This is a genomic window from Balneola sp. (assembly GCA_002694685.1).
GTDB lineage: Bacteria > Bacteroidota > Rhodothermia > Balneolales > Balneolaceae > Gracilimonas.
In genome coordinates, this window is sequence record NZMW01000011.1 from 132,828 (window position 1) to 153,931 (window position 21,104).

At 42.5% G+C, this 21,104-nt stretch carries 16 protein-coding genes; 6 read left to right on the top strand and 10 right to left on the bottom strand.

The window, feature by feature from the left end:
• Window positions 1-6 precede the first annotated feature (6 nt).
• The 3 genes from CL667_12990 to CL667_13000 all read right to left on the bottom strand — a co-directional run bounded on the left by CL667_12990 (window position 7) and on the right by CL667_13000 (window position 3,211).
• A complete protein-coding gene (locus CL667_12990) occupies window positions 7-759 on the bottom strand; it encodes a hypothetical protein (protein ID MAL18615.1) in 753 nt (250 codons plus the stop codon).
• A 198-nt stretch (window positions 760-957) separates the two neighbouring features.
• Window positions 958-2,082: a methionine adenosyltransferase gene (locus tag CL667_12995; GenBank protein ID MAL18616.1), complete on the bottom strand. Its 1,125-nt coding sequence runs from the start codon at window positions 2,080-2,082 to the stop codon at window positions 958-960.
• A 112-nt stretch (window positions 2,083-2,194) separates the two neighbouring features.
• Window positions 2,195-3,211 carry a Holliday junction branch migration DNA helicase RuvB gene (locus CL667_13000; protein ID MAL18617.1) on the bottom strand — a complete coding sequence of 339 codons (1,017 nt, stop codon included), beginning with the start codon at window positions 3,209-3,211 and terminating at the stop codon, window positions 2,195-2,197.
• 91 nt (window positions 3,212-3,302) lie between these two features.
• Here CL667_13000 and ppk1 point away from each other — a divergent pair, with 91 nt between their 5' ends.
• The gene (ppk1, locus tag CL667_13005; GenBank protein MAL18618.1) at window positions 3,303-5,543 is read left to right on the top strand and encodes a polyphosphate kinase 1; all 2,241 of its coding nucleotides are present in this window, start codon (window positions 3,303-3,305) and stop codon (window positions 5,541-5,543) included.
• On the opposite strand, the gene CL667_13010 is transcribed toward ppk1, so the two are convergent.
• Entirely contained in the window at window positions 5,540-6,334 is a 795-nt protein-coding gene (locus CL667_13010; protein MAL18619.1) for a hypothetical protein, read from the bottom strand. The two genes, ppk1 and CL667_13010, sit on opposite strands and share 4 nt — an antisense overlap.
• 89 nt (window positions 6,335-6,423) lie before the next feature.
• Window positions 6,424-6,969 carry a hypothetical protein gene (locus CL667_13015; GenBank protein ID MAL18620.1) on the bottom strand — a complete coding sequence of 182 codons (546 nt, stop codon included), beginning with the start codon at window positions 6,967-6,969 and terminating at the stop codon, window positions 6,424-6,426.
• A gap of 98 nt (window positions 6,970-7,067) precedes the next feature.
• Between CL667_13015 and CL667_13020 the strand changes: the two genes are divergently transcribed.
• Together CL667_13020 and CL667_13025 are read left to right on the top strand one after the other, a co-directional pair.
• Window positions 7,068-7,811: a hypothetical protein gene (locus CL667_13020; GenBank protein MAL18621.1), complete on the top strand. Its 744-nt coding sequence runs from the start codon at window positions 7,068-7,070 to the stop codon at window positions 7,809-7,811.
• Between the two features lie 20 nt (window positions 7,812-7,831).
• A complete protein-coding gene (locus CL667_13025) occupies window positions 7,832-8,881 on the top strand; it encodes a peptidase M28 (GenBank protein ID MAL18622.1) in 1,050 nt (349 codons plus the stop codon).
• A gap of 67 nt (window positions 8,882-8,948) precedes the next feature.
• Here the strand turns inward: CL667_13025 and CL667_13030 are convergent, their stop codons facing one another.
• The 3 genes from CL667_13030 to CL667_13040 all read right to left on the bottom strand — a co-directional run bounded on the left by CL667_13030 (window position 8,949) and on the right by CL667_13040 (window position 13,682).
• Window positions 8,949-11,867, bottom strand: coding sequence for a hypothetical protein (locus tag CL667_13030; GenBank protein ID MAL18623.1), 2,919 nt, complete (start codon window positions 11,865-11,867; stop codon window positions 8,949-8,951).
• A gap of 263 nt (window positions 11,868-12,130) precedes the next feature.
• The gene (locus CL667_13035) at window positions 12,131-13,084 is read right to left on the bottom strand and encodes a signal recognition particle-docking protein FtsY (GenBank protein ID MAL18624.1); all 954 of its coding nucleotides are present in this window, start codon (window positions 13,082-13,084) and stop codon (window positions 12,131-12,133) included.
• 4 nt (window positions 13,085-13,088) lie between these two features.
• On the bottom strand, window positions 13,089-13,682 hold the full coding sequence (locus tag CL667_13040) for a hypothetical protein (GenBank protein ID MAL18625.1): 594 nt from the start codon (window positions 13,680-13,682) through the stop codon (window positions 13,089-13,091).
• Window positions 13,683-13,745: 63 nt separating this feature from the next.
• Between CL667_13040 and CL667_13045 the strand changes: the two genes are divergently transcribed.
• A complete protein-coding gene (locus CL667_13045; GenBank protein ID MAL18626.1) occupies window positions 13,746-14,315 on the top strand; it encodes an NUDIX domain-containing protein in 570 nt (189 codons plus the stop codon).
• Here the strand turns inward: CL667_13045 and CL667_13050 are convergent.
• Window positions 14,308-14,595: a hypothetical protein gene (locus CL667_13050; protein MAL18627.1), complete on the bottom strand. Its 288-nt coding sequence runs from the start codon at window positions 14,593-14,595 to the stop codon at window positions 14,308-14,310. The genes CL667_13045 and CL667_13050 overlap by 8 nt on opposite strands.
• Window positions 14,588-15,007: a DNA-binding protein gene (locus CL667_13055; protein MAL18628.1), complete on the bottom strand. Its 420-nt coding sequence runs from the start codon at window positions 15,005-15,007 to the stop codon at window positions 14,588-14,590. Before CL667_13055 ends, CL667_13050 begins: the two co-directional genes overlap by 8 nt.
• A 269-nt stretch (window positions 15,008-15,276) precedes the next feature.
• Between CL667_13055 and CL667_13060 the strand changes: the two genes are divergently transcribed.
• On the top strand, window positions 15,277-19,017 hold the full coding sequence (locus CL667_13060) for a hypothetical protein (protein ID MAL18629.1): 3,741 nt from the start codon (window positions 15,277-15,279) through the stop codon (window positions 19,015-19,017).
• Window positions 19,018-19,092: 75 nt separating this feature from the next.
• Entirely contained in the window at window positions 19,093-21,066 is a 1,974-nt protein-coding gene (locus CL667_13065; GenBank protein ID MAL18630.1) for a guanylate cyclase, read from the top strand.
• Window positions 21,067-21,104: the final 38 nt, after the last annotated feature.

Consider the following 21,104-nt stretch of genomic DNA (forward strand, 5'->3'; position numbering starts at 1 on the left):
TCCTCTTTATTCTTCCCGTTTTACCCCACGAAATCCGTCTTTAACCGCCTCCCAAAAGCTCCCTTTTTCTTCTTTGATGTCTTCGGGCTTCAATATTTCAAACTTTCGGGCACCTCTGTAGAAAAAGTACATGCTTATCGCCATCACGGTATGGGCCACATCAAGATGATTAAACCAGATGCTGATTCCAATTTCACTGGTATAAAAGAAAGCGGCTAATGTCGCAAAAATCACCGTTAGGAAAAATATCCGGCTGCCTTCATTTCTCGTTCGCCAGTATACCAAAAAGTGAAGTGGCAGTACGACCAAACCCAACCCATAAGCCGAGTGTACCTGAATAAAAAAGAAGTTTAGCGTAGTGAATGTTATAACCGCAAAAATTAACATTTCTACCACATTGGCTACTTCCAGAAACTTCCCGAATTTATCGTTAATTACCGGCTGCGCATGCATAATGGAAGCTCGCTCTATCGCCATAACGGCAATCATACTGATAAGCCACCCAGGCAATTTCCACGACAACCCTACCGCGTACTGAAAAGCATGTCCCAAAACCCCACCTAAGAACGTAGCTACCGCCATGATGAGGAAATACCAGCGGATGTACTCGTGTACTTTTCCTTTTTTATCGAGCTTAACCAACTTAATGAACGCATAGACACATACCGAGGTAATCCACAAGTCGGTGAAAGTCACCATCGGCTCCATAATGGTGATATCAAAAATCTCTATCGAAGGTTGTCCGGACGCTGACTGCATGTGGGGCTGTTTTTTTAATCAGTAAATCATTGTTCTATATAACATAATAGAATTGCAGGAATTCCCGAACGATAAGATGGAAAAGGTTTTAAAACAAAAACGCTCCGACGCAGAGCATCGGAGCGAGATGTAAGAGTAAATAACATTCAACACTGAACTTCGAAATTGAATATTCTTCTATTCAGTGTTCGAGATTCATTAGCTCAGTTTATCAACAAAGTCCAGCTTCTCCCACGGAAACTCATCTCTTCCGAAATGACCATAGGCCGCTGTCTTTTGATAGATGGGGCTTTTTAAGTCGAAGCGCTTGATGATGCCTTGTGGCGTGCAATCAAAAGTCTTGGCCACTTTTTCAGCCAGTTCAAGATCATTCATCTTGCCCGTTCCATAGGTGTTCACGTTAATGGAAACAGGCTCAACTACTCCAATCGCGTAAGCAAGTTGAACGAGGCATTCTTCTGCTAAACCGGCTGCTACAATATTCTTTGCAATATGCCTTGAAGCATAAGCCGCGCTTCGGTCAACTTTAGAGGGATCCTTTCCGGAAAAAGCTCCACCACCGTGGGCTCCTCGGCCTCCATACGTATCAACAATAATTTTTCGGCCTGTAAGCCCGGTATCTCCATGTGGACCTCCGATCACAAATTTACCGGTTGGATTCACATGGTAGATTGTATCTGCATCCACTAGTTCTTCAGGAATTACATTTCCAATCAAATGCTTTTTAATGTCGGCTTCTATTTGAGCCTGCTCAATGCCCTCATCATGTTGAGTAGAAAGTACGATGGTGTGAATTCGTCCGGGCTTCCCGTTTTCGTCATACTCAATGGTTACCTGACTTTTACTGTCGGGACCAAGGTATTCCATCTTGTCCGTTTTCTTTCGAATTCTAGCCAACTCCTTTAACAGGTTGTGAGAATACTGAAGAGGCATTGGCATGAACTCTGGGGTTTCTTTGGTCGCGTACCCAAACATCATTCCCTGATCACCAGCTCCATCTCGATCTACACCCTGAGCAATATCCGGGCTTTGGCTGTGAATGGTTGAAAGTACCCCACAACTTTCCGAGTCAAATCGATAGGAGGGTTTGTTGTATCCAATTTCTTTAATCACACCTCGCACAATTTCCTGTACGTCAATGTAAGCATCTGTTGTAACCTCACCGGAAACAACGGCCAGACCAGTAGTAACAAGAGTTTCAACAGCTACACGGGATTCAGAATCGTCGGTGAGAAGGGCGTCTAAAATAGCATCTGAAATTTGGTCGGCTACTTTATCCGGATGTCCTTCAGATACTGATTCAGAAGTAAAAAGATTTTTCATGCTCATAATTATTACTGCTAATAAGGTGCTTTCGGTTAGGAAATTTAATGCCGGATTTATGAAGCCGGTTTTGCAAAGGCTGCAAAGTTAAAAATAATTGAACAGAAAAGAGCTACGAATTAAACAAATTTCGATCTGCCTTTTCAGGGTCTACACCAAGATAGTGATAGGCTTTCTTTGTACAAATGCGGCCTTTGGGAGTTCGCTGTAGAAAACCTTCTTTAATAAGAAATGGTTCATACACTTCTTCAATGGTTCCCTTGTCTTCCCCAACCGCAACACCAAGCGTGCTCAATCCAACAGGACCTCCATTATAGTTCTCGATAATGGCTGTTAGTATTCTGATATCCATGTCATCCAGTCCATTATTATCTACATCCAGTGCATTCAGTGCCTTGTCTGCTATGGTTTCATCTATGGTATTCAAGTTCTCGACCTGGGCAAAGTCTCGGGTTCGGCGGAGTAACTTATTCACAATCCTCGGAGTACCCCGACTTCTTCTGGCTATTTCGTGAGCACCAGTTTCTGTGATTCCCATCCCCATAATGTCGGCCGTTCTAAGGGCGATACGCTGAAGTAACTCTACATCGTAGTAATCCAGTCGCATATCTATCCCAAAACGAGCACGAAGCGGAGCTGTTAGCAGTCCTTTTCGGGTAGTGGCTCCAACCAGTGTAAAGTGATTTAGTTCAATCTGGATACTGCGTGCATTGGGGCCCGAATCAATAACAATATCCAGCTTATAATCTTCCATAGCGGAATAAAGGTACTCTTCAATTACCGGATTTAGACGATGTATCTCATCAATAAAAAGCACATCCCCCTCTTCCAGATTCGTCAGCATGCCCGCCAAATCTCCTGGTTTTTCTAACACAGGTCCGGTTGTTGGGCGAATATTCTTACCCATCTCATTTGCTATAATATAGGAAAGCGTTGTTTTACCAAGTCCGGGAGGACCGGAAAGAATAACGTGATCTAAAGCATCTCCGCGCTGTTTTGCGGCTTTAATAAACACCGACAGATTGGAAATAGCTTTCTTTTGCCCAATGAACTCCTGTAACGATCCCGGGCGAACCGTTTGTTCGAAAGCTTCTTCTTTTTCTTCTGGATTTAATAACGGATTATTCACGTTGTGTTTTTGAAGATTTGTTAACGCTAAGTTTACAGAATTATACTTAGTTTTAGATCTAATTGCGCATGCTAATTAAAGAACGCCACTTATGAAGAAGACGTCACTGTCACCAGATGAAGTTACATTCGATCCCTCAGTGGAAGATGAATCGAAGATTGGGAAGAATGCACTCAATCCCAAAAAGAATGAAATTCTAAAAAAGAAGGGTCTTCCCAAAGATTTGCGATCCAGTAATCTGAAAATATTTGGCAGCGACTATTACCTAAATTATGAATTAAGCTGGCTGAATTTTAACGGCCGTGTTCTAGCTGAAGCTCAAAGCAAAAGCAATAAAGTACTTGAACGGATTAAGTTCCTTGCCATCGTCTGCTCCAACCTTGATGAGTTTTTTCAAAAAAGAGTGGGTGGCTTAAAGCGTCAATTGCTAGCCGGGGTTAAAGAACTTTCTGTGGATGGAATGACGCCGGCTGATCAGCTTAAAGTGGTTCGCCGTGAAGTTCACAATATGATTGAAGCTTACCGAAGCTGCTTCTTTGATGACCTGCTTCCTAAGCTCGAAAAGAAGGGCATTCTTATAAAGTCATACAATGATCTCGAGGATTATCAGAAAAGTGTTTGTGACCGATATTTTCAGAAGCAGGTCTATCCCATTGTAACACCTCTGGCAGTGGATGAATCTCACCCCTTCCCTTTTATTTCTAACAAAAGCCTCTCTTTTGCGATTGAGCTAAAGAATCCCCGCACCAATGAAGTGTCTTTTGCACGCCTCAAAATTCCCGCTAACAGAAACCGGTTCGTTGAAATTGACCGTAAGGCAAGCAAAGTAACCCTGGTTCCCATCGAAGATATTATTCGACATAAGATGGATCACTTCTTTCCGGGTATGGAGGTTCTGTCTGCCCACATGTTTCGGGTAACCCGAAATGCCTCCGTAGATCGTAATGAGGAGGAAGCTGAGGATCTTCTCGAGACCATTGAAGGCGAGTTGAGAGAAAGAAAATTTGCTCAGATTGTACGCCTGGAAATTGACACCGAAATGCCAAAGCATCTCAAAAAGTATATCGTTAAAAACCTGGATATAAACTGGAACGATGTATATGAAATGAAAGGCACTATCGGGCTGGCTGATGTTATGGAGATTGGCAGGATAAATGGCTTTAGCAGGCTTAAAGAAAGAAATTGGACTCCGGTTTTACATCCTGCCCTGAAGCATAGCCCTGAAGATGAGATTCCCAGCATTTTCGAAGTCATTAGGCGTGGCGACTTTATGGTCCACCACCCCTACCACAGCTTTGAGCTTTCGACTCAGCGTTTTGTGGAGGAGGCGGCTCAGGATCCCAAGGTGCTGGCTATCAAACAAACTTTATATCGTACCTCAAAAGATTCACCGCTAATGCATTCGCTCATGAGTGCTGCCGAAGATGGCAAACAGGTTGCTGTTCTTGTTGAAATCAAGGCTCGTTTTGATGAAGAGCGTAATATCAATTGGGCGCAGAAACTGGAAAATTATGGCGTGCATGTTGGCTACGGCATTTCCGGATTAAAAATTCATACCAAAATGACTATGGTGGTTCGGGAAGAAAGTGATGGCCTCAGGACATATTGCCATATCGGTACCGGAAATTACCACCCAGATACAGCACAACTTTATGAAGATTTAGCGCTCTTCACCTGTGACGAAACTCTCACTTCAGATGTAACAGACGTTTTTAATTTGCTTACCGGATATGCTCCCGGCCAAACATTTGAAAAGTTACTGGTTGCCCCAAATCACATGAGGCAGCAAATGAATGACCTCATTGAAAAAGAAGTAGAAGAAGCCAAGAAAGGCAATACAGCCCGCATCATTGCAAAAATGAATACGCTGGAAGATCCCCTCATCATCCAACAGCTTTACGAAGCCTCGGAAGCCGGAGTTAAAATTGATCTCATCGTCCGTGGCGTTTGTAGACTGATTCCCGGCAAAAAGGGACTGAGTGAAAACATCACCGTCCATTCCATAATTGGGAGATACCTAGAGCATTCTCGCATTTACTATTTCCATCATGCAGGCGAAGATAAGTACTTTATCGGCTCCGCCGATTGGATGCACCGAAACCTGGATGCCCGTGTTGAGGCCATTGCCCCAATTGAGCAGAAAGAGCTAAAGAAGTATCTGCAGTTTATACTCAACATCTACTTCAACGATAACAAACAAAGGTGGCTGCTTATGTCTGACGGGAGCTATCAGCGGGCGCCGAAGGAAAAGGGATGCAAAAAATTAAGTACCCATGATTACCTCATGAATCATATGAAAGAAGGAACGGAACCAATTCCCATTGTCAGTTAATCTAACTGCTCGGTATCAAATTCTTCGTAGTCAACATTTCCTAAATCACTGCTAAGCTTTTTAAGCAAGCGGAAGGCTGGTTTTCTAAATATCCCTTCAAGTTTATACGCTTCATAGACGGCTGAGCGAGCTTCTTCCAGCTCACCAATATTAATCAGCGCATTCCCCAGGTACCAGTAAGCTTTTTCCAAAATCATGCGGCTATCCTCAACACGATTAGCCGATTCTTTAAATGCTTCAATGGCTTCATCATACTCTGATTCATTGTAGAGGACAATTCCTTTATTCAGGAACGCTTTAGAGCCATACGGTTCTTCATCATACTTTGATATTACCTCATCAAAAAGCTGAAGTGCCCGGTTTTCATTTCCGGATACAATGGCTTCAAAACCAAGATTGAGTAAAGAATCTGCAGTCGTAATTCTTATGTCTTTGGCCCGAACCCCATCGGAAGTTTCCAGCTGACCAGGCTCAATATTCTGCACCACAAATTGGTTCATCTCTGTAGGAGTATTTACCTGGAATAACTGAACCAAAGCGATTATAGCTATTACAGCCGCCGCAGCTGCATGCCAAGTCCATGAAGGAAGCTTGCTTATGGTTGGCTTAACTGAACTGAGGGCTTCCCTCTCAATAACTTCTTTGACATTAACTTCTATTTCTAAGATATCCAGCAGTTCCGGGTTCTTAGCAAATTCAGTCCAAAGGTCTTTTATCTCTTCTTCCGTGAGCTCACCTTTAACGTAAGCGTCTATTTGTTGTCTGATCTCGTTTTCTCTCGAATTTTCCATACTAAAGCTTTTCTTTTAGTTCAGAATGTATTCTATAAATACATTCTGCACCCGTGTAGTAAGAGCGATGAAAAGACCATTCCTTACAGTTAAAGTTTAATTTTTTTTTCAAAGCAATCTTTAAGCACATTTATCACTCGGTGCTTCTTGGTCCAGGCATTGCTTACAGAGATCCCAAAGTAGTCCGCAACTACTGAAGTTTCGTAACCGGGGTTTTGAAACCAATATTCAATATAATTTCTATAATCAGCCTTCAAACCCTCTATACAGCGTGTTAAGATGCTCATCTTTTCATCATCAAGCAGCCTGCTAAGTTGATCAGGCTTGTCAAAATGATGTTCTGGAAGGTCTTCATAATTAACTTCACGATCCTTCGAAAGCTGCTTTAAATACTCGTGTTTTGCTGTGGTGAAAAGATAGTTTATGACGTAATCCGGGTTCGTAATTTTGTCTTCCCGAATTTTTTCTATTGCGATAAGCAGGGTATTTTGTGCGCAGTCTTGGGCATCATGTATCGAAGCGTCGAGCCGGACGGTTAAGAATTTGATGAGCACAGGAGTGATTACATTCACCTGATCGGTGATGGCATTTTCATCGCGGTCTAATACCGCTTCCACAAATTTTGAATAATCCATGCCCTTATTTTTGCCTAAATTACAAGCTATCCTAAAATAACATTCACTGTGTAAAAGAAAACAAAGAAATTTAGATTATAAGACTGTAGTTTCAAATTATGTATCGCGTACAACTAAACAATTTTGAAGGACCTCTGGACCTCCTCCTCTTCTTTATAAAAAAAGATGAGTTGGACATCTATAATATCCCCATCTCATACATCACGAAGCAGTTTCTGGAGTATATCCATGTAATGGAAGAATTGGATCTGGATGTTGCCAGCGAATTCATTTTAATGGCCAGCATGCTCATGTCGATCAAGGCGAAGATGATGCTTCCCCGCGAAGATTCTGAAGATGAAGAACTGGATGAAAGTGACCCGCGATACGAACTCGTTCAGCGACTTCTCGAGTATAAGCGCTACAAAGAGATGTCGGAAAAAATGGCCGATATGGATGAAGAGACCCGCAAGCAGTATATGCGTGGTTATCCTGAAGCCGACAATGTAGATCAACAAGCTACCGGAGAAGCCCTGCAAGATGTAACGATGTTTGATTTGATTGCCGCATTCAAGAAAGTACTGCAGGATATTGAACGTAAGAATATTGTACATCACGTAGAGAAAGTAAGTACCACGGTCGAAGAACAGGCTGAATTTGTACTTAACAGACTTCAGGAACACGGACGACAAACGTTCATGGAAGTCTGCGCTACCCTTAAGAATAAAATTTATGTTGTTGTTACATTTTTAGCTGTACTCGAAATGATCAAGGAGCAACAAATCAATTTATTTCTCAGTGAAGAACCAACCGATTTTTATATAGATCTTAAACCCGTTGATGAAATAATTGGCGCTAATTAAAACAAACTACCCCTATCTTAATGACTAATAAAATACTTCTATTCCTGCTCGCTGTAACTGTTGCAGCATGTAGCACTTCTACTCCTAAAGACATCTATTCCTTTTCTGAGGAAATCACTGAATCGAGCTTGTACAGTGATTTAGCCGTGCTCGCTGATGACTCTCTGCAAGGCCGTGAAACCGGAACCATCGGTGAAGAAAAAGCCGCTCGATACCTTTCCAAAAGATATACTGAAATGGGCTTAAAAGCCGTCGGCGATAATGACACCTATTTTCAGCACTACAAAGTTAAACTGAGGGGCACTGAAGATTCTGTTGCTACCAAAAACGTAGTCGCTTTTTTGGAAGGTTCTGATCCTCAAATGAAAGATGAAGTCGTTGTACTTAGTTCACACTATGATCATGTAGGCGTTGGCCGTCCAGACTCCACCGGAGATACCATCTATAACGGCGCTGATGACGATGGAAGTGGAACAACTGCCACTCTTCAAGTAGCAGAGGCGATGGCAAAAGCAAAAGCAGCCGGTGTTGGCCCAAAACGCAGTGTGCTTTTCCTTAATGTTTCAGGTGAAGAAAAGGGATTGCTTGGCTCCTACTATTATTCTGAAAATCCGCTTTTTTCAATTGAGAACACTGTGGCTAATATCAATATAGATATGATTGGCCGTGTTGATCCGGAACACCAGAACGGAGACAGCAGCTATGTGTATGTAATTGGAAACGCCATTATTTCCTCTCAAATGGATAGCCTGACCCGAATAGCAAACGACATGGGCCCGAACCTTGATTTAAGTGATCGCTATAACGACCTGAATGACCCGAACCAGTTTTACAGAAGAAGTGACCACTGGAACTTTGGGCGGTTGGGCGTTCCTTTTGTATTCTTTTTCAATGGAACTCACGAAGACTACCACCGGCCTCAGGATCATATCGAGAAAATCACTTTTGAGCCTTATCTAAAGAGAACTCATTTGGTGTATAACCTGACTGCTATCTTGGCAAACTCCCCTAATCGACCTTTGGTTGATAACCAGGAGTTTATTGAGAAAACTCAGGTCAACCCAAGGTAGAGTATTCTTTCTTTGAATGTTGATACAGCCCTGCACATAAATTTATGTGCAGGGCTTTTTTTATAGTCTATTTCCCGATCAAAATAAAAGGTGCCCAATGAACCGGTTTGTTGTAGTAGGGGTGATCAATCATTGCCAGCTTGGCATCTCTTAAAGCCTTGGCCTTATAATCAAACATTGGGTGTTCATAGAGTCCAACAAGATCCAGGCTTTGGTTCCAGATACCATAATCTTCTTCCTTATGCTCTAACACACTTTTATAAAACTTGGACATAAACACAGAAGTGCTTCGGTCAAAGATATTCCATAAGCTAACCATAACTGAGGATGAACCAGCCGTCAAAAATGACCGTTGAAGACCAAGCAGCCCTTCTCCATTTATAAGTTTACCCATTCCTGTTTGGCAAGCACTCAGGGTTACCAAGTCTGCATTTAACCTGAGACCTGATATTTCCGTGCTATTCAGGTGTCCATCCTCACCGAACAAAGATTCTACTTCCATTTTTTTTGAAAGCATGAGTCCGCTTTGTGAGGGATTTATCTCATCAATTTCAGCATGAGTAGCAAAATGTATGTAGCGAAACTGACTCAGATCGAATGACTTCAAAGTAGCTTCGGTCACATCTTCATTTTTGAGTAAGCGGGTAGTGCTAAAATTTGCTGCTATTGAATCTACTTCAAGCAAGGTCGAGGGCAGTGAAGCAAAAGAAGTTTGTGAACTACTTTCGGTTATTCCTTCTTGCCCTCCCTCAAAACCAGACCCGGCCAGGGCCAGAAGCTCCTGACTCGTTGTTCGGTGCGGTGGTCGTATAAATGGATATATAGAAGCGGAAGGCAGATATTTAACATTATACGTTTGGATAATGTACTTGCCATCTTTTGAAAGCGCCTCAAAAGGAACAAACGAAATAGGGCCACCCGGCACAACTACAAAGTTCCTGACTCCTTTACTTCTCAACAGGTCTTCTCCCGGAATCAATGCATTATAAAGTTGTTCATATTCACCTTCACCCGTACCATCGATTATAAACTCTCTGAATTTTTTGATCTCCTGTGTCAGGAAGGTCTTTGCAGGCTGACTTCCTATTTGTTCGATAACAGTTCCCTCGATTGCATCTTGTGTTATCAAAAACCTGATGAGCTTATCGTTAGCAAATGCATACTCAAAAATGGCTGTTTCGTCATCGAGCAGATCCATGGCATCACCTGCTCTTAAAGGCTCTGGGTATTCAAAAGCCTTCAAATCCGGCACTTTTTGCCGAATAGTGTTAAGGAAAGTTTGATACTCAAATTCTAAGTTTTTCAGTTCATTCCGAAGCTGCTCAGACTCAGTATTATCTTCACTTTCCCTTATCTCGCCATACAGCTTATCAATCTGCTTTTGCATTTGCTGTTTACGGATCAGCGTAGCCTCATCCAGCTGCTGGAATAACTTGCTTTCAGCCTCGGCCAACTCATCCATTAATACTCGGGCCTTGGCTCCTTCAACCAGCTCAAATGCTTTATTATGATCTTCTTTTCTTACGATGTACCATTCCGCTACTTCATTATAAAACCCTGCATATTCACTGAAAAATCCTGCTTTAAAGGTGAAGCCCGCCACATTGTTTCGAACCGCATCAATATTTTCAAAAACCTGCTTTGCCAAAACAAAGGCACTGTCAGATTCAACCCTGTTATACGCTCTTGCCAGATGAATTGCCGGCCATATGCTCAGTGACAATGCCCCTTCATTCGAGTTCAGCTTATAGTACTTTTTATATTCTTTAAGGCTTGAATCGAAATTCCCCTGCATTGCATAAACTTCCCCTTTTAGCTTGTGACCTTGAGCTAATAAAGTAGTTTTATCTATGTTGCTAGCAATTTCAAATCCATCGCTGAGATACTTTTCTGCACTATTGTAATCACCCCGGCTTAATTCCATTTCACTTAACCTAAAATAGATCTGAGCTGATTCAGCCGTTACCTCTCCACCCTCCAAAAGGGAAAGAGCATCCATATAAAAGGATTCGGCCGTACTGTAGTCTCCCTCCTCAACTGCCAATTGGGCAATCATGCTTAAATTATTAGCAATAGATACCGGCCGGTTGGTCTGGCGATTGAATTCCAATGCCTCGTTATAATAAAGCAGAGCAGTCTCATTCTCCCCTGATTCTTCATAAAGGTTCCCGATGTTAAGTAAGGTCTGAGTTATATCGTATGGGTTTTCCAGCATTCGGGACAATTTCAGCGATTTCTGGTAATTGATGATGGCACTATCCCTTCTACCGAGCCTGCTGTGACTCGTTGCCATGTTATGATATGCGATATCCAGCAAATTTGGATTGTTGATTTCCTTACGGATTTCGAGGCTGGCCCTGATATATTTTTCTGCCTGTTTATGTAATCCGAGATCAGAAAGTGTTAAAAATATGCCGTTAAGAACGGAAGAAAGGTGACGGGTTCTGCCTAAATCCTCATAAACTTCTTTAGCTTTTGTTAAGTGAAAAAGAGCCTTTTCATAATCATCCGTATACAGATAAGCATAAGAAATATTGTTATTCAGATAGGCAATCCACAGCGAATCTTTTGAAGCATTTACTAACTCAATACCCTGCAAATAATATTCTTTTGAGTTTTCGTACTGCTCGAGAAGCCGATACGCCCAGCCAATTAAGTAATTTATTCTAGCCTGCGTTAAAAGTGAAGCATCGGAAGGTTTTTGTTGAGACAGATCCAACCCAGAATCAAGGGCTTGCTGAACTTCCCCGTTACTGATCAGTGCATCAATCTGTATAAGCTTTGTTTTAACCCAACCCAGGGAGTCGTCCCGCTGTAGGTAGTCTTCGCCGGACAAAGTGTAATACTGAATCGCATCATCATATTTACCGGCCGTGTAGTAATCTTCGGCGATATCAAAAAGTGAATCGGCTGAAGACTCCTGAGCCATCAATTCTGAAAAAAAACCTACGGCGCATAAAAATGTAAAGATTAGTATCGCCTTCATAAAACGTCCTAGAATTATTGCAAGTAGTTTTAATATATCGTTTTTTGCTTTGAACTCTAATTTAATCAGGCACAAATGAAAGATACATTGGCTTTTCAGAATACGTTAAAAAATCGTGCAGATGATCCTGATGACGATGATACAGACACCGGTAACCCCGACGATGGAGGAAAGAGCGGAACTGGGAGCGGTGACTAATTTAACAGTCCTTATTTTCTAAAAAAAAACTATTTAAAAGCCTGTTTGAGCAACAGGCTTTTCTTTTATTCGCCAAATAGTGCATTCACAAAATTAGCTCGGTCAAACACCTGAAGGTCTTCAATTTTTTCCCCCAGACCTATATACTTGACCGGCACATTTAGCTCATTCGAAACTCCAATCACAATTCCCCCTTTCGCAGTGCCATCAAGCTTGGTTAAAGCCAGGCCGGTAATATCAACCGTTTCTGTAAAGGCTTTTGCCTGCTGCATTGCATTCTGTCCGGTTGAGGCATCCAGTACCAGAATCACTTCGTGAGGAGCGCCTTCCACCACTTTGCCCATCACGCGCTTAATCTTGGCAAGCTCTTCCATCAGCGCTTTTTTGTTGTGAAGGCGACCGGCGGTGTCAATAAGTGCAACGTCACTGCCTCGTGCTTTTGCAGCTGCAACCGTATCGTAAGCTACGGAAGCAGGGTCTGCATTCTGGCCTTGCTGAATGATTGGAACATCGGCCCTTTCACTCCAAATTTTAAGCTGATTAACAGCCGCTGCACGAAAAGTATCGGCAGCTCCCAGAATCACTTTTTTGCCTGCCTTCTTATAAAGATGGGCAAGCTTCCCAATGGTTGTAGTTTTCCCAACGCCATTCACACCCACTACTAAGATTATGTGAGGCTTAATCGGGAAATCTGCTTCAAACTCTGCCGGCTTATCCGGGGCATTGTCTTCCAGAAGATCAACAATCTCTTGCCGAAGCATTGTTTGCAGCTCATCCTGACTTACATATTTATCCTTGGCAACACGAGCCTCAATCTTTTTAATGATTTCGATGGTTGTATTAACCCCTACATCAGAAGTAATAAGGATTTCTTCGAGATCATCAAGGATCGCATCATCAACTTTATCCTTTCCAACAAAAGCCTTCCCAATTTTATTGAGCAAGCCATCACGGCTTTTCTCAACGCCTTTATCAAGCGTCTCTTTTTTCTTCAGTCCTAATTTTTCAAGAAATCCCATAAAACTAATTGAATTTTGCTCCGCTCATAATCAGGCGGTAACGATTAAAATAATCAACCCAAGATATCACCATTAGCAATACCGAACATGACATTAAAAACAGGTGGACTTTAGCTGCATCGGGGAAAAAGAATACGGAAATCCAGTACAATGCCAATACATTCACCGAAATCTTTCCTGACATGATAGCCATGGCCACTTTGTTGTACTTCTTTTTTATGTAGTACGACCCCAGCATTATCATACTGTCCCGGACTATTGCGAACAACAAAAACCAAAGCGGAATCCATCCGATCCATACCGTGTATAGAAACAATACCAAGGCAGAGAGTTTATCGGCCACCGGGTCTGCCATTTTACCAACTTCTGAAATGGTATTCGTCTTTCTTGCGATGTAACCATCCAGATAATCCGATATAACCCCATATACTATCAATACCACGATAGCTGTATTCACCTGAAGATCGTTCACATAATGTAGATAGGTAACAGGGAAGGCGATCAAGATGCGTGAAAAAGAAATGGTATTTGAAAGGGTTAAAACCTTTCCGGTAACCTGAACTTTCTTCCCGTCTATATTTTCAGATGATGTAGCCAAACCTTGTTTTTATTTGCGATATTACTTGTCCAAATTTACAGTCATTAAGCATCTAATACCACCATGAACGAGCAGAAATTACTGGTCGAAGAAACACTGTCATCAAAAGAAGTTTTTAATGGAAAGTTACTTCATGTTTTTTACGATAAAGCCAAGCTCCCGGACGGTTCCACTTCAACCCGCGAGTGGATTAAACACCCCGGCGCCTGTGCAGTAGTTCCTGTTTTTGGAAATGGAGACCTGATGATGCTCCGCCAGTTCCGCTACCCGATGAAGCAAATTTTCTGGGAAGTTCCGGCCGGTAAAATCGATGCCGGTGAAGCTCAGGATAAAACAGCCCTCCGCGAGCTACGCGAAGAAGCGGGCGTTGCGACTCAGGATTATGCTTACGTCGGGCATTTTTATCCCGGGATTGGTTACTCCGATGAAGTCATTCATATTTACGTAGCGTGGAATCTTGAATCTGTCCCCCAGGCCGTAGATGAAGATGAATTTGTGACTCGTGAACGACTACCCTTTCAAAAGGCTGTTGAGATGGTCCATGCCGGAGAAATTAATGACGGTAAAACCGTGATCTGCTTATTAAGAGCCTGGGAATGGTGGCAGAATAATGCGCCGTTTTCCCTCACTTAATAATCCCCTCTTCCTTCGCCAAATCGTACATGCTCTCGTGTAGATTGTCATTATCAAGTTCACCCCGCATGCATAGCTCAGCGACCTCCAATCCATTCAACATTAATACACATCCCATTTCATTAAGAACTTGATCGAACTTCATGGGACTGGCTTTCCCCAGTCTTTTCACGTCAATTCCATCAGGACTTATTTTCTTGTTTACTAATACGTAGAACTGGTCGTCAGCTCCTTCTCCAAATGAAAATTCTTCTAATCCGGTGTCTTTCAGTTTAAGCATGTCGTTCTAAAAATTCTCTGGCTTTAATAATTTCTGTGATTTCATCGCTACCCCTATCCACAATACGAACCTGAAACAAGCTGATGATAGCCTGATCGTTTAGCGTGCTTATCACTTCTTCGATGGTATCACATTCTTCCGTTTCGCTTACAAGATCGTTGATCCCTTGCACAATATATCGGTATTGGGTTCCGTCTTTTTTCTTCTTCTTTGTGGTTTGGGTTGATGGCTCCTGGGGCTCATCAAAATATTCCCGGATGGCTTCTTCCGTCACATACCAACTCACTCCTAATTTCCGGCCTCGAATTCGCCCTTCTCGCAGGTAGGTTCGAAGCGTCATTTTTGAAATCCCAAGGAGTTCATGCAGATCATCTACCGAATACAGCGTTAAATCTCCTACTGTCTTAGACATTTAGCCTCTTAATTATCATTTTTTGATTACTTATTAACATCTATAAACTACAAATAATTTATTATTAGTTACTATTAGTTATACAAAGTAAATTAGATTTGGTCGAGGCACTACTTCCGCCGTATATTGGAAACAGTTACTCAAAAACCAAGCCCGACAGCTTAAAACTGGCCGGGATTTTTTATGCCTTTCTCTCACTGTTTACCCCCTGCCACAATCTATTTTCCTCCATGTTTTTTTGTTAACCATGGCTTCGGTAATTTAGGTCCATGATTCAAAAGTCTCTCTCACTTTTACTACTCATCACTATTTTCGCCTCTTGCTCTACAAGCCAGACGTATATCAATAAGGAAGATGGGAACCCACTTATCTTGACTCCGCCTCAAGAGAAAGACTTAATCTATCAGGTTTTTTTAATCGGTGATGCCGGTGCTCCCTCTTTAGATGTGCAGGAACCTACCCTCAAACTATTTCAGCAAAAACTGGATGATGCCGGAGAACGAAGCGCTGCTATATTTCTTGGCGATAATATTTACATGATCGGACTGCCTGATTCTACCCACCCACGCCGCGCCTTTTATGAACAAAGAATTATTGAGCAGCTCAAAACCGTGGAAAATTATAAAGGCAGAATTGTCTTTGTTCCCGGAAATCATGACTGGGATGATGGCGGCCCGGCAGGACTTGAAGCTGTAAATAGGCAAGAACAGTTTGTGGAATCTTATCTGAATCGGGGGAACACTTTTGTGCCCGATAATGGATTTCCCGGTCCCATCTCCATAAAGTTGCTTGATGACAACGATGACCCAAGGCTCCGTGAAGACATTCGCCTCATTGTTTTAGACACTCAGTGGTGGCTACACAAATACGACAAGCCTTATGGCGATACCGGCGAATACGAGCTTTTTGATGCCGGAGATGTGCTCATCCAGCTGGATGACATCCTCAAAAAACAGCGCAATGACAATCTTTTGATTGCCGCCCACCATCCACTTAGAACCAATGGAAACCATGGTGGATATTTACCTCCATCAACCCACTTGAAACCTCCTCTATTTGGAAGTTTATATGCACTTTATCGCAGAGTTTTTGGGTTTCCTCAGGATGTGCACCATCACCAATATGCCAAAATGGTGGATGCTCTCGAGAATTTGTTCGATGCTTATGAGCTGGAGGATTTGATTTACGCTTCCGGCCATGCGCACAGTTTACAATACCATCGTGAGGAAGGAACACGGATTAACCATCATTATTTGATTAGTGGCGCGGGGAGTAAAGAAAACTGGGTTGCTTCAGGCAGAGGTTCAGAATTTATCCACTCCGGCAATGGCTTTATGACCGTTCAGTATTACGCGGACGGTTCGGTGTGGATGGAAGCCTGGGCCCCCGAAAGTGATGGGTCAACCGGCAAGATGCTGTATCGAAATCAGCTAAAGCCTCCTTTTAACAACGCCTTTTCTGAAGAAGAATTCCTCGAAACTATTCCCGATTACGATTACACCGACAGCACCAATGTACTCGCTGCTAATCCTGATTATGATGATAAAAGCGCCTTCTTTGAATTTTTTATTGGCGAACATAACCGAAAGTATTGGTCGGTTAAAAATGAGTTTCCATTTTTTGATGTCACCGAAGTTGAAGGGGGATTAACTCCTGTCAGAACGGGCGGAAAGGGTCAGTCCACAACCATTCACCTTGAGCGAGAAGATGGGCGCGATTATGTGCTTCGATCTGTTGATAAAGAAGCCGGGCGTATTTGGGATGAAGAACTCCGAAAAACCATTGCTCTTGATTTAGCCCAGGATCAGTTTTCTATCATCAATCCTTACTCGGCCGTTATTATTCCAACACTTGCTGATGCAATCGGCACCTATCATACCAATCCAAAAATTTACTACGTCCCCAAAGATCCCCAGCTTGGACTTTATGCCGAGGATATTGGACGTCAGCTTGCCCTTTTTGAAGAGCGCCCAAATGGAGATATGAGTGATGTTGCGAGCGTCGGTTTTTCTGAGGAAGTCATAAGCAGTACCGAATTATTACGCGAGCTTGATAACGATATCGATCATCGCGTTGACCAAGAAGATTTTGCCCGAAACCGATTACTCGATATGCTGCTTGCCGACTGGGACCGCCACGAAGATCAGTGGCGGTGGGCTTCTTTTGAGCCCGAAGATGAGCAGGGTAAAATCTATAAACCTATTCCCCGTGATCGCGATATCGCTCTGATGAATATGACCGGAGTGATTCCGTCGCTGGCTAAAGTTTTAGGTCCTTTTAAGCAGTACCAAAATTTCTCCGAAGACTATGGAAACCTTAAGGGGTTGAATAACAATTCCCTTGCAATGACCCGCCGATTCACCAATCAGCTCACAAAAGAAGATTGGCTGGCTATCGCTCAAGAAATCGAAACAGCCCTTTCTGATGAGGTGATAGAAGAAGCGGTGTTGAATTATCCGGAGCCGGTTTTTCAAAAGTATGGTGAAGAAACCATCGCCATTCTTAAAACCCGAAGAAACCAGCTGCTTGAGGTTGCTAATGAATACTATGAGTTGATATCAGGAGTGGTATCTATTCCTGGAAGTAATAAGCGGGAACAGTTTGAACTTGAAGTATTGAGTGAAGATGAAGTCAGCGTAAAAGTGTTTAAGCTTTCCGGAAAAGGAAATCTGAGAGAACAATATTTCGAAAGAACCTTTACCAATGGTGAGACAGAAGAGCTTCGACTTTACGGAATGGGTGATGACGATATTTTCATCCTAAAAGGCTCTGCAGAAAATAACATGAAGATCAGAGTTGTTGGAGGTTCTGGTCAGGATGTTTACGACGACTCCACTCTCAAAAAAGGCTGGACGCGGCAGGTTGAAATTTATGACACTAAACGAGGCAATACCGTCACTGAAGGCTCGAATACCGATGTAAATCTTTACGATAAACCCGAAAATGTTCATTACGATTATAGCAAAGATTTTAAATGGAACACCGTTCTCGCCGGCTTCTATTTTGAATACAATGGCAATGACGGAATCTTTTTAGGAGGCGGACCAAATATCATTCGCAACGGATTTCGCAAACAACCAGCCTCCCGTCATTTTGCCCGGGCAAATGTAGCACCTCTTACCGGTGCTTCCAATGTTCGGTATGATGGAACCTGGTTTCAGGTTTTTCAAGAATGGGATGTTAAATTAGAATCTGAGTTCTTATTCCCCAAGAGTTATAAAAACTTCTTTGGCTTTGGGAATGAATCCTCTCTTCAGGGGCGGTCACTGAATTATTATCGGGCAAGACTTTATCAATTCAACATTGAACCGGGCTTTCTTCTCAAAAAGAACATTCTTGAACTCTATGCAGGCATCAAATTCAGAGGAACCAATGTTGAGAAAGACCCAAATAATATTGTTACCGACCCGATAGACGGGATCCCAAATGGAGAGCTGGATGAGCAGTATTTTGCCGGGGTTGTAACCTCCCTCCGCTTTGTTGATGTCGATAATGGCCTCAATCCAAGGCAGGGCTATCGTTTTCTTATTGAAAGTGATGCCAATCTTGGTGTGATCAGCACCGGCGAAGCTTTCACTCGCTTACAATCTGAGCTTGAGCTTTATTTATCACCACGACTGAACCCACAAATCACCTTTGCCAACCGAGTCGGCTCTGCACATAACATTGGTGATTATCCTTTCTATGAAGCCAACACCATTGGTGGAACAACCAACCTAAGAGGATACAATAGCCGAAGATTTGCCGGACGAACCAGTTTGTACAACAACACTGAATTACGACTCGAACTCTTTGACTTCTACAACTATCTGCTTGGAGGAAAAGTAGGATTGAGTGGCTTTTTCGATGTTGGACGTGTTTGGTTTGATGAGGAAAACTCTGACGTCTGGCATACCGGTTATGGGGGAGGAATTTGGTTTAATGTATTTGAATCTTTTTTACTGAATTCCAGTATTGGTCTGTCAGAAGAGGGAACCCTATTCTCAATAAAAGCAGGATTTTTATTCTGATGCGAATCAGGCATGATTATTGATTATATTTCTACTCGATTCCGCCTTTAATTTCTAAAGCACTACGCCATAAAAATGGCTCAAAAAAACAACATACGCCTGCTTGCAGCTATCATGTTTGCAGACATTGTCGGCTACACTAAAATGATGCAGGATGACGAGGAAAACGCAAAGAACTTGCGCGATCGTCAGCGAAAGGTCATAGAAGAGAACTTGCTTAAATACCATGGACAGGTAATGCAGTACTATGGCGATGGCACACTCATAATGTTTGGCAGTGCTTTGGATGCTGTAAACTGTGCCAAAGAAATTCAGATGGAGTTACAACAAGCGCCCGAAATTCCTGTCCGCATTGGCATTCATATTGGAGATGTAGTTTATGATGATGAAGGCATCTACGGAGATGCCGTGAATATAGCCGCTCGGGTTCAAAGCTTAGGAATTCCGGGTTCCGTTATGGTTTCCGGGAAAGTATTTGATGAAATAAAAAACCACCCCGGCATTCGGGTCGAATCATTTGGGGAACATGAGCTCAAAAATATTTACATCCCTATAGGCATTTATGCTTTAGCGGATAAAGGCCTCAATGTCCCTCTGCAAAGTTATATTGAAGATCTTACCGGCAGTTCACAGAAAAGTATCGCGGTTCTTCCGTTTTCTAATTTCAGTTCTGAAATTGATAACGAGTATTTCAGTGATGGGATCACAGAAGAGATTATCAATACTTTAGCCCGGATTAAAGATATCCAGGTGGCTTCTCGTACTTCCGTTTTTGCTTATAAAAAAGTAACTAAAGACATCCGCGATATTGGCAAGGAACTAAACGTTGCCACCATTTTGGAAGGAAGTGTTCGAAAAGCCGGAAATAAAATCAGAGTAACAGCCCAGCTTATTAACACCGATGATGGTTTTCACATTTGGAGTGAAAACTTCGATGGGGAGATGAAGGATATCTTTGCCGTTCAGGACGAAATAGCCCGCAAAATTGTAGCTAAGCTAGAAGATAGCTTTAGTCTCCAAGATCAAAATAAGCTTTACGAATCGGAAACCACCAGCGTTGAAGCTTACAATTATTATCTGCAGGGACTTTACCACTGGAATAAGCGTTCGCCCGAGTCTATTAATAAGGCTATCATCCTTTTTGAAAAAGCCATTTCCGAATGCAGCACCTATACCAATGCGTATTCATATCTGGCAAACTGCTATACCTATTTGGGTACTATTGGCCACATGAACAGCAAAAAAGCTTTTTCCAAAGCTGAAAAAAATGCACTTAAAGCTATTGAGATTAATAATTCCAGAGCTGATTCTTACATAGCTCTTGGCTATGTGAACCTCTTTTTTAAGTGGGATTTCTATACCGCTGAATCTAATTTCAGGAAAGCCATAACCATGGAGCCCGACAACGCAGAGGCCCGGCAAGCTCTTTCCTTTTACAACCGGATTATCGGTCGCTATGATAAAATGCTCCAGCAAGCAGAAGCCGCTGTCAAAATTGACCCTCTTTCTCTCCCCGCACTTTTAGAATTGGGGCGCTCTCATTGGGTGGCCGGAAATTATGACAGGGCCATTAATAGTTTTAATGAGGCTCTTGAGCTGGATCCTATGTTCAGAGCTGCCCTCGAAGGACGCGCGCTTGTTTACATCAGCCAAAAGAAATACGATAAAGCCTTACGGGCGGCAAAGAAATATATCGATCTTATTGACTCAAAATATAAAGGTGGCTCTCAGCTAGCCTGCATCTATGCCTTGATGGGTGATAAAGTACAAGCTGAAGAACAGATCGAACTCATTAAAAAAAGAGAAAAGGATCAACCCCACCAAAACCTGACGCTGGATTATGCCATGGTATATGCCGCTTTGGGCAAAACTGATAAAGCCTTCAAATATCTTGAAAAAGCCGTAGATATGAGGCTGGGGTCTATCCTTCTGATCAAAACACTCCCCGTAATTAAAGATCTCATTGATGACCCAAGGTTCGAGGATCTTTTAGAGAAGATTGGCCTTCCTGCAGAATCAAAATCAAATCTCGCAGCACATCTACATTGACCTGCTTTTTCTTATCTTAGTTGCTTAATCAACATATC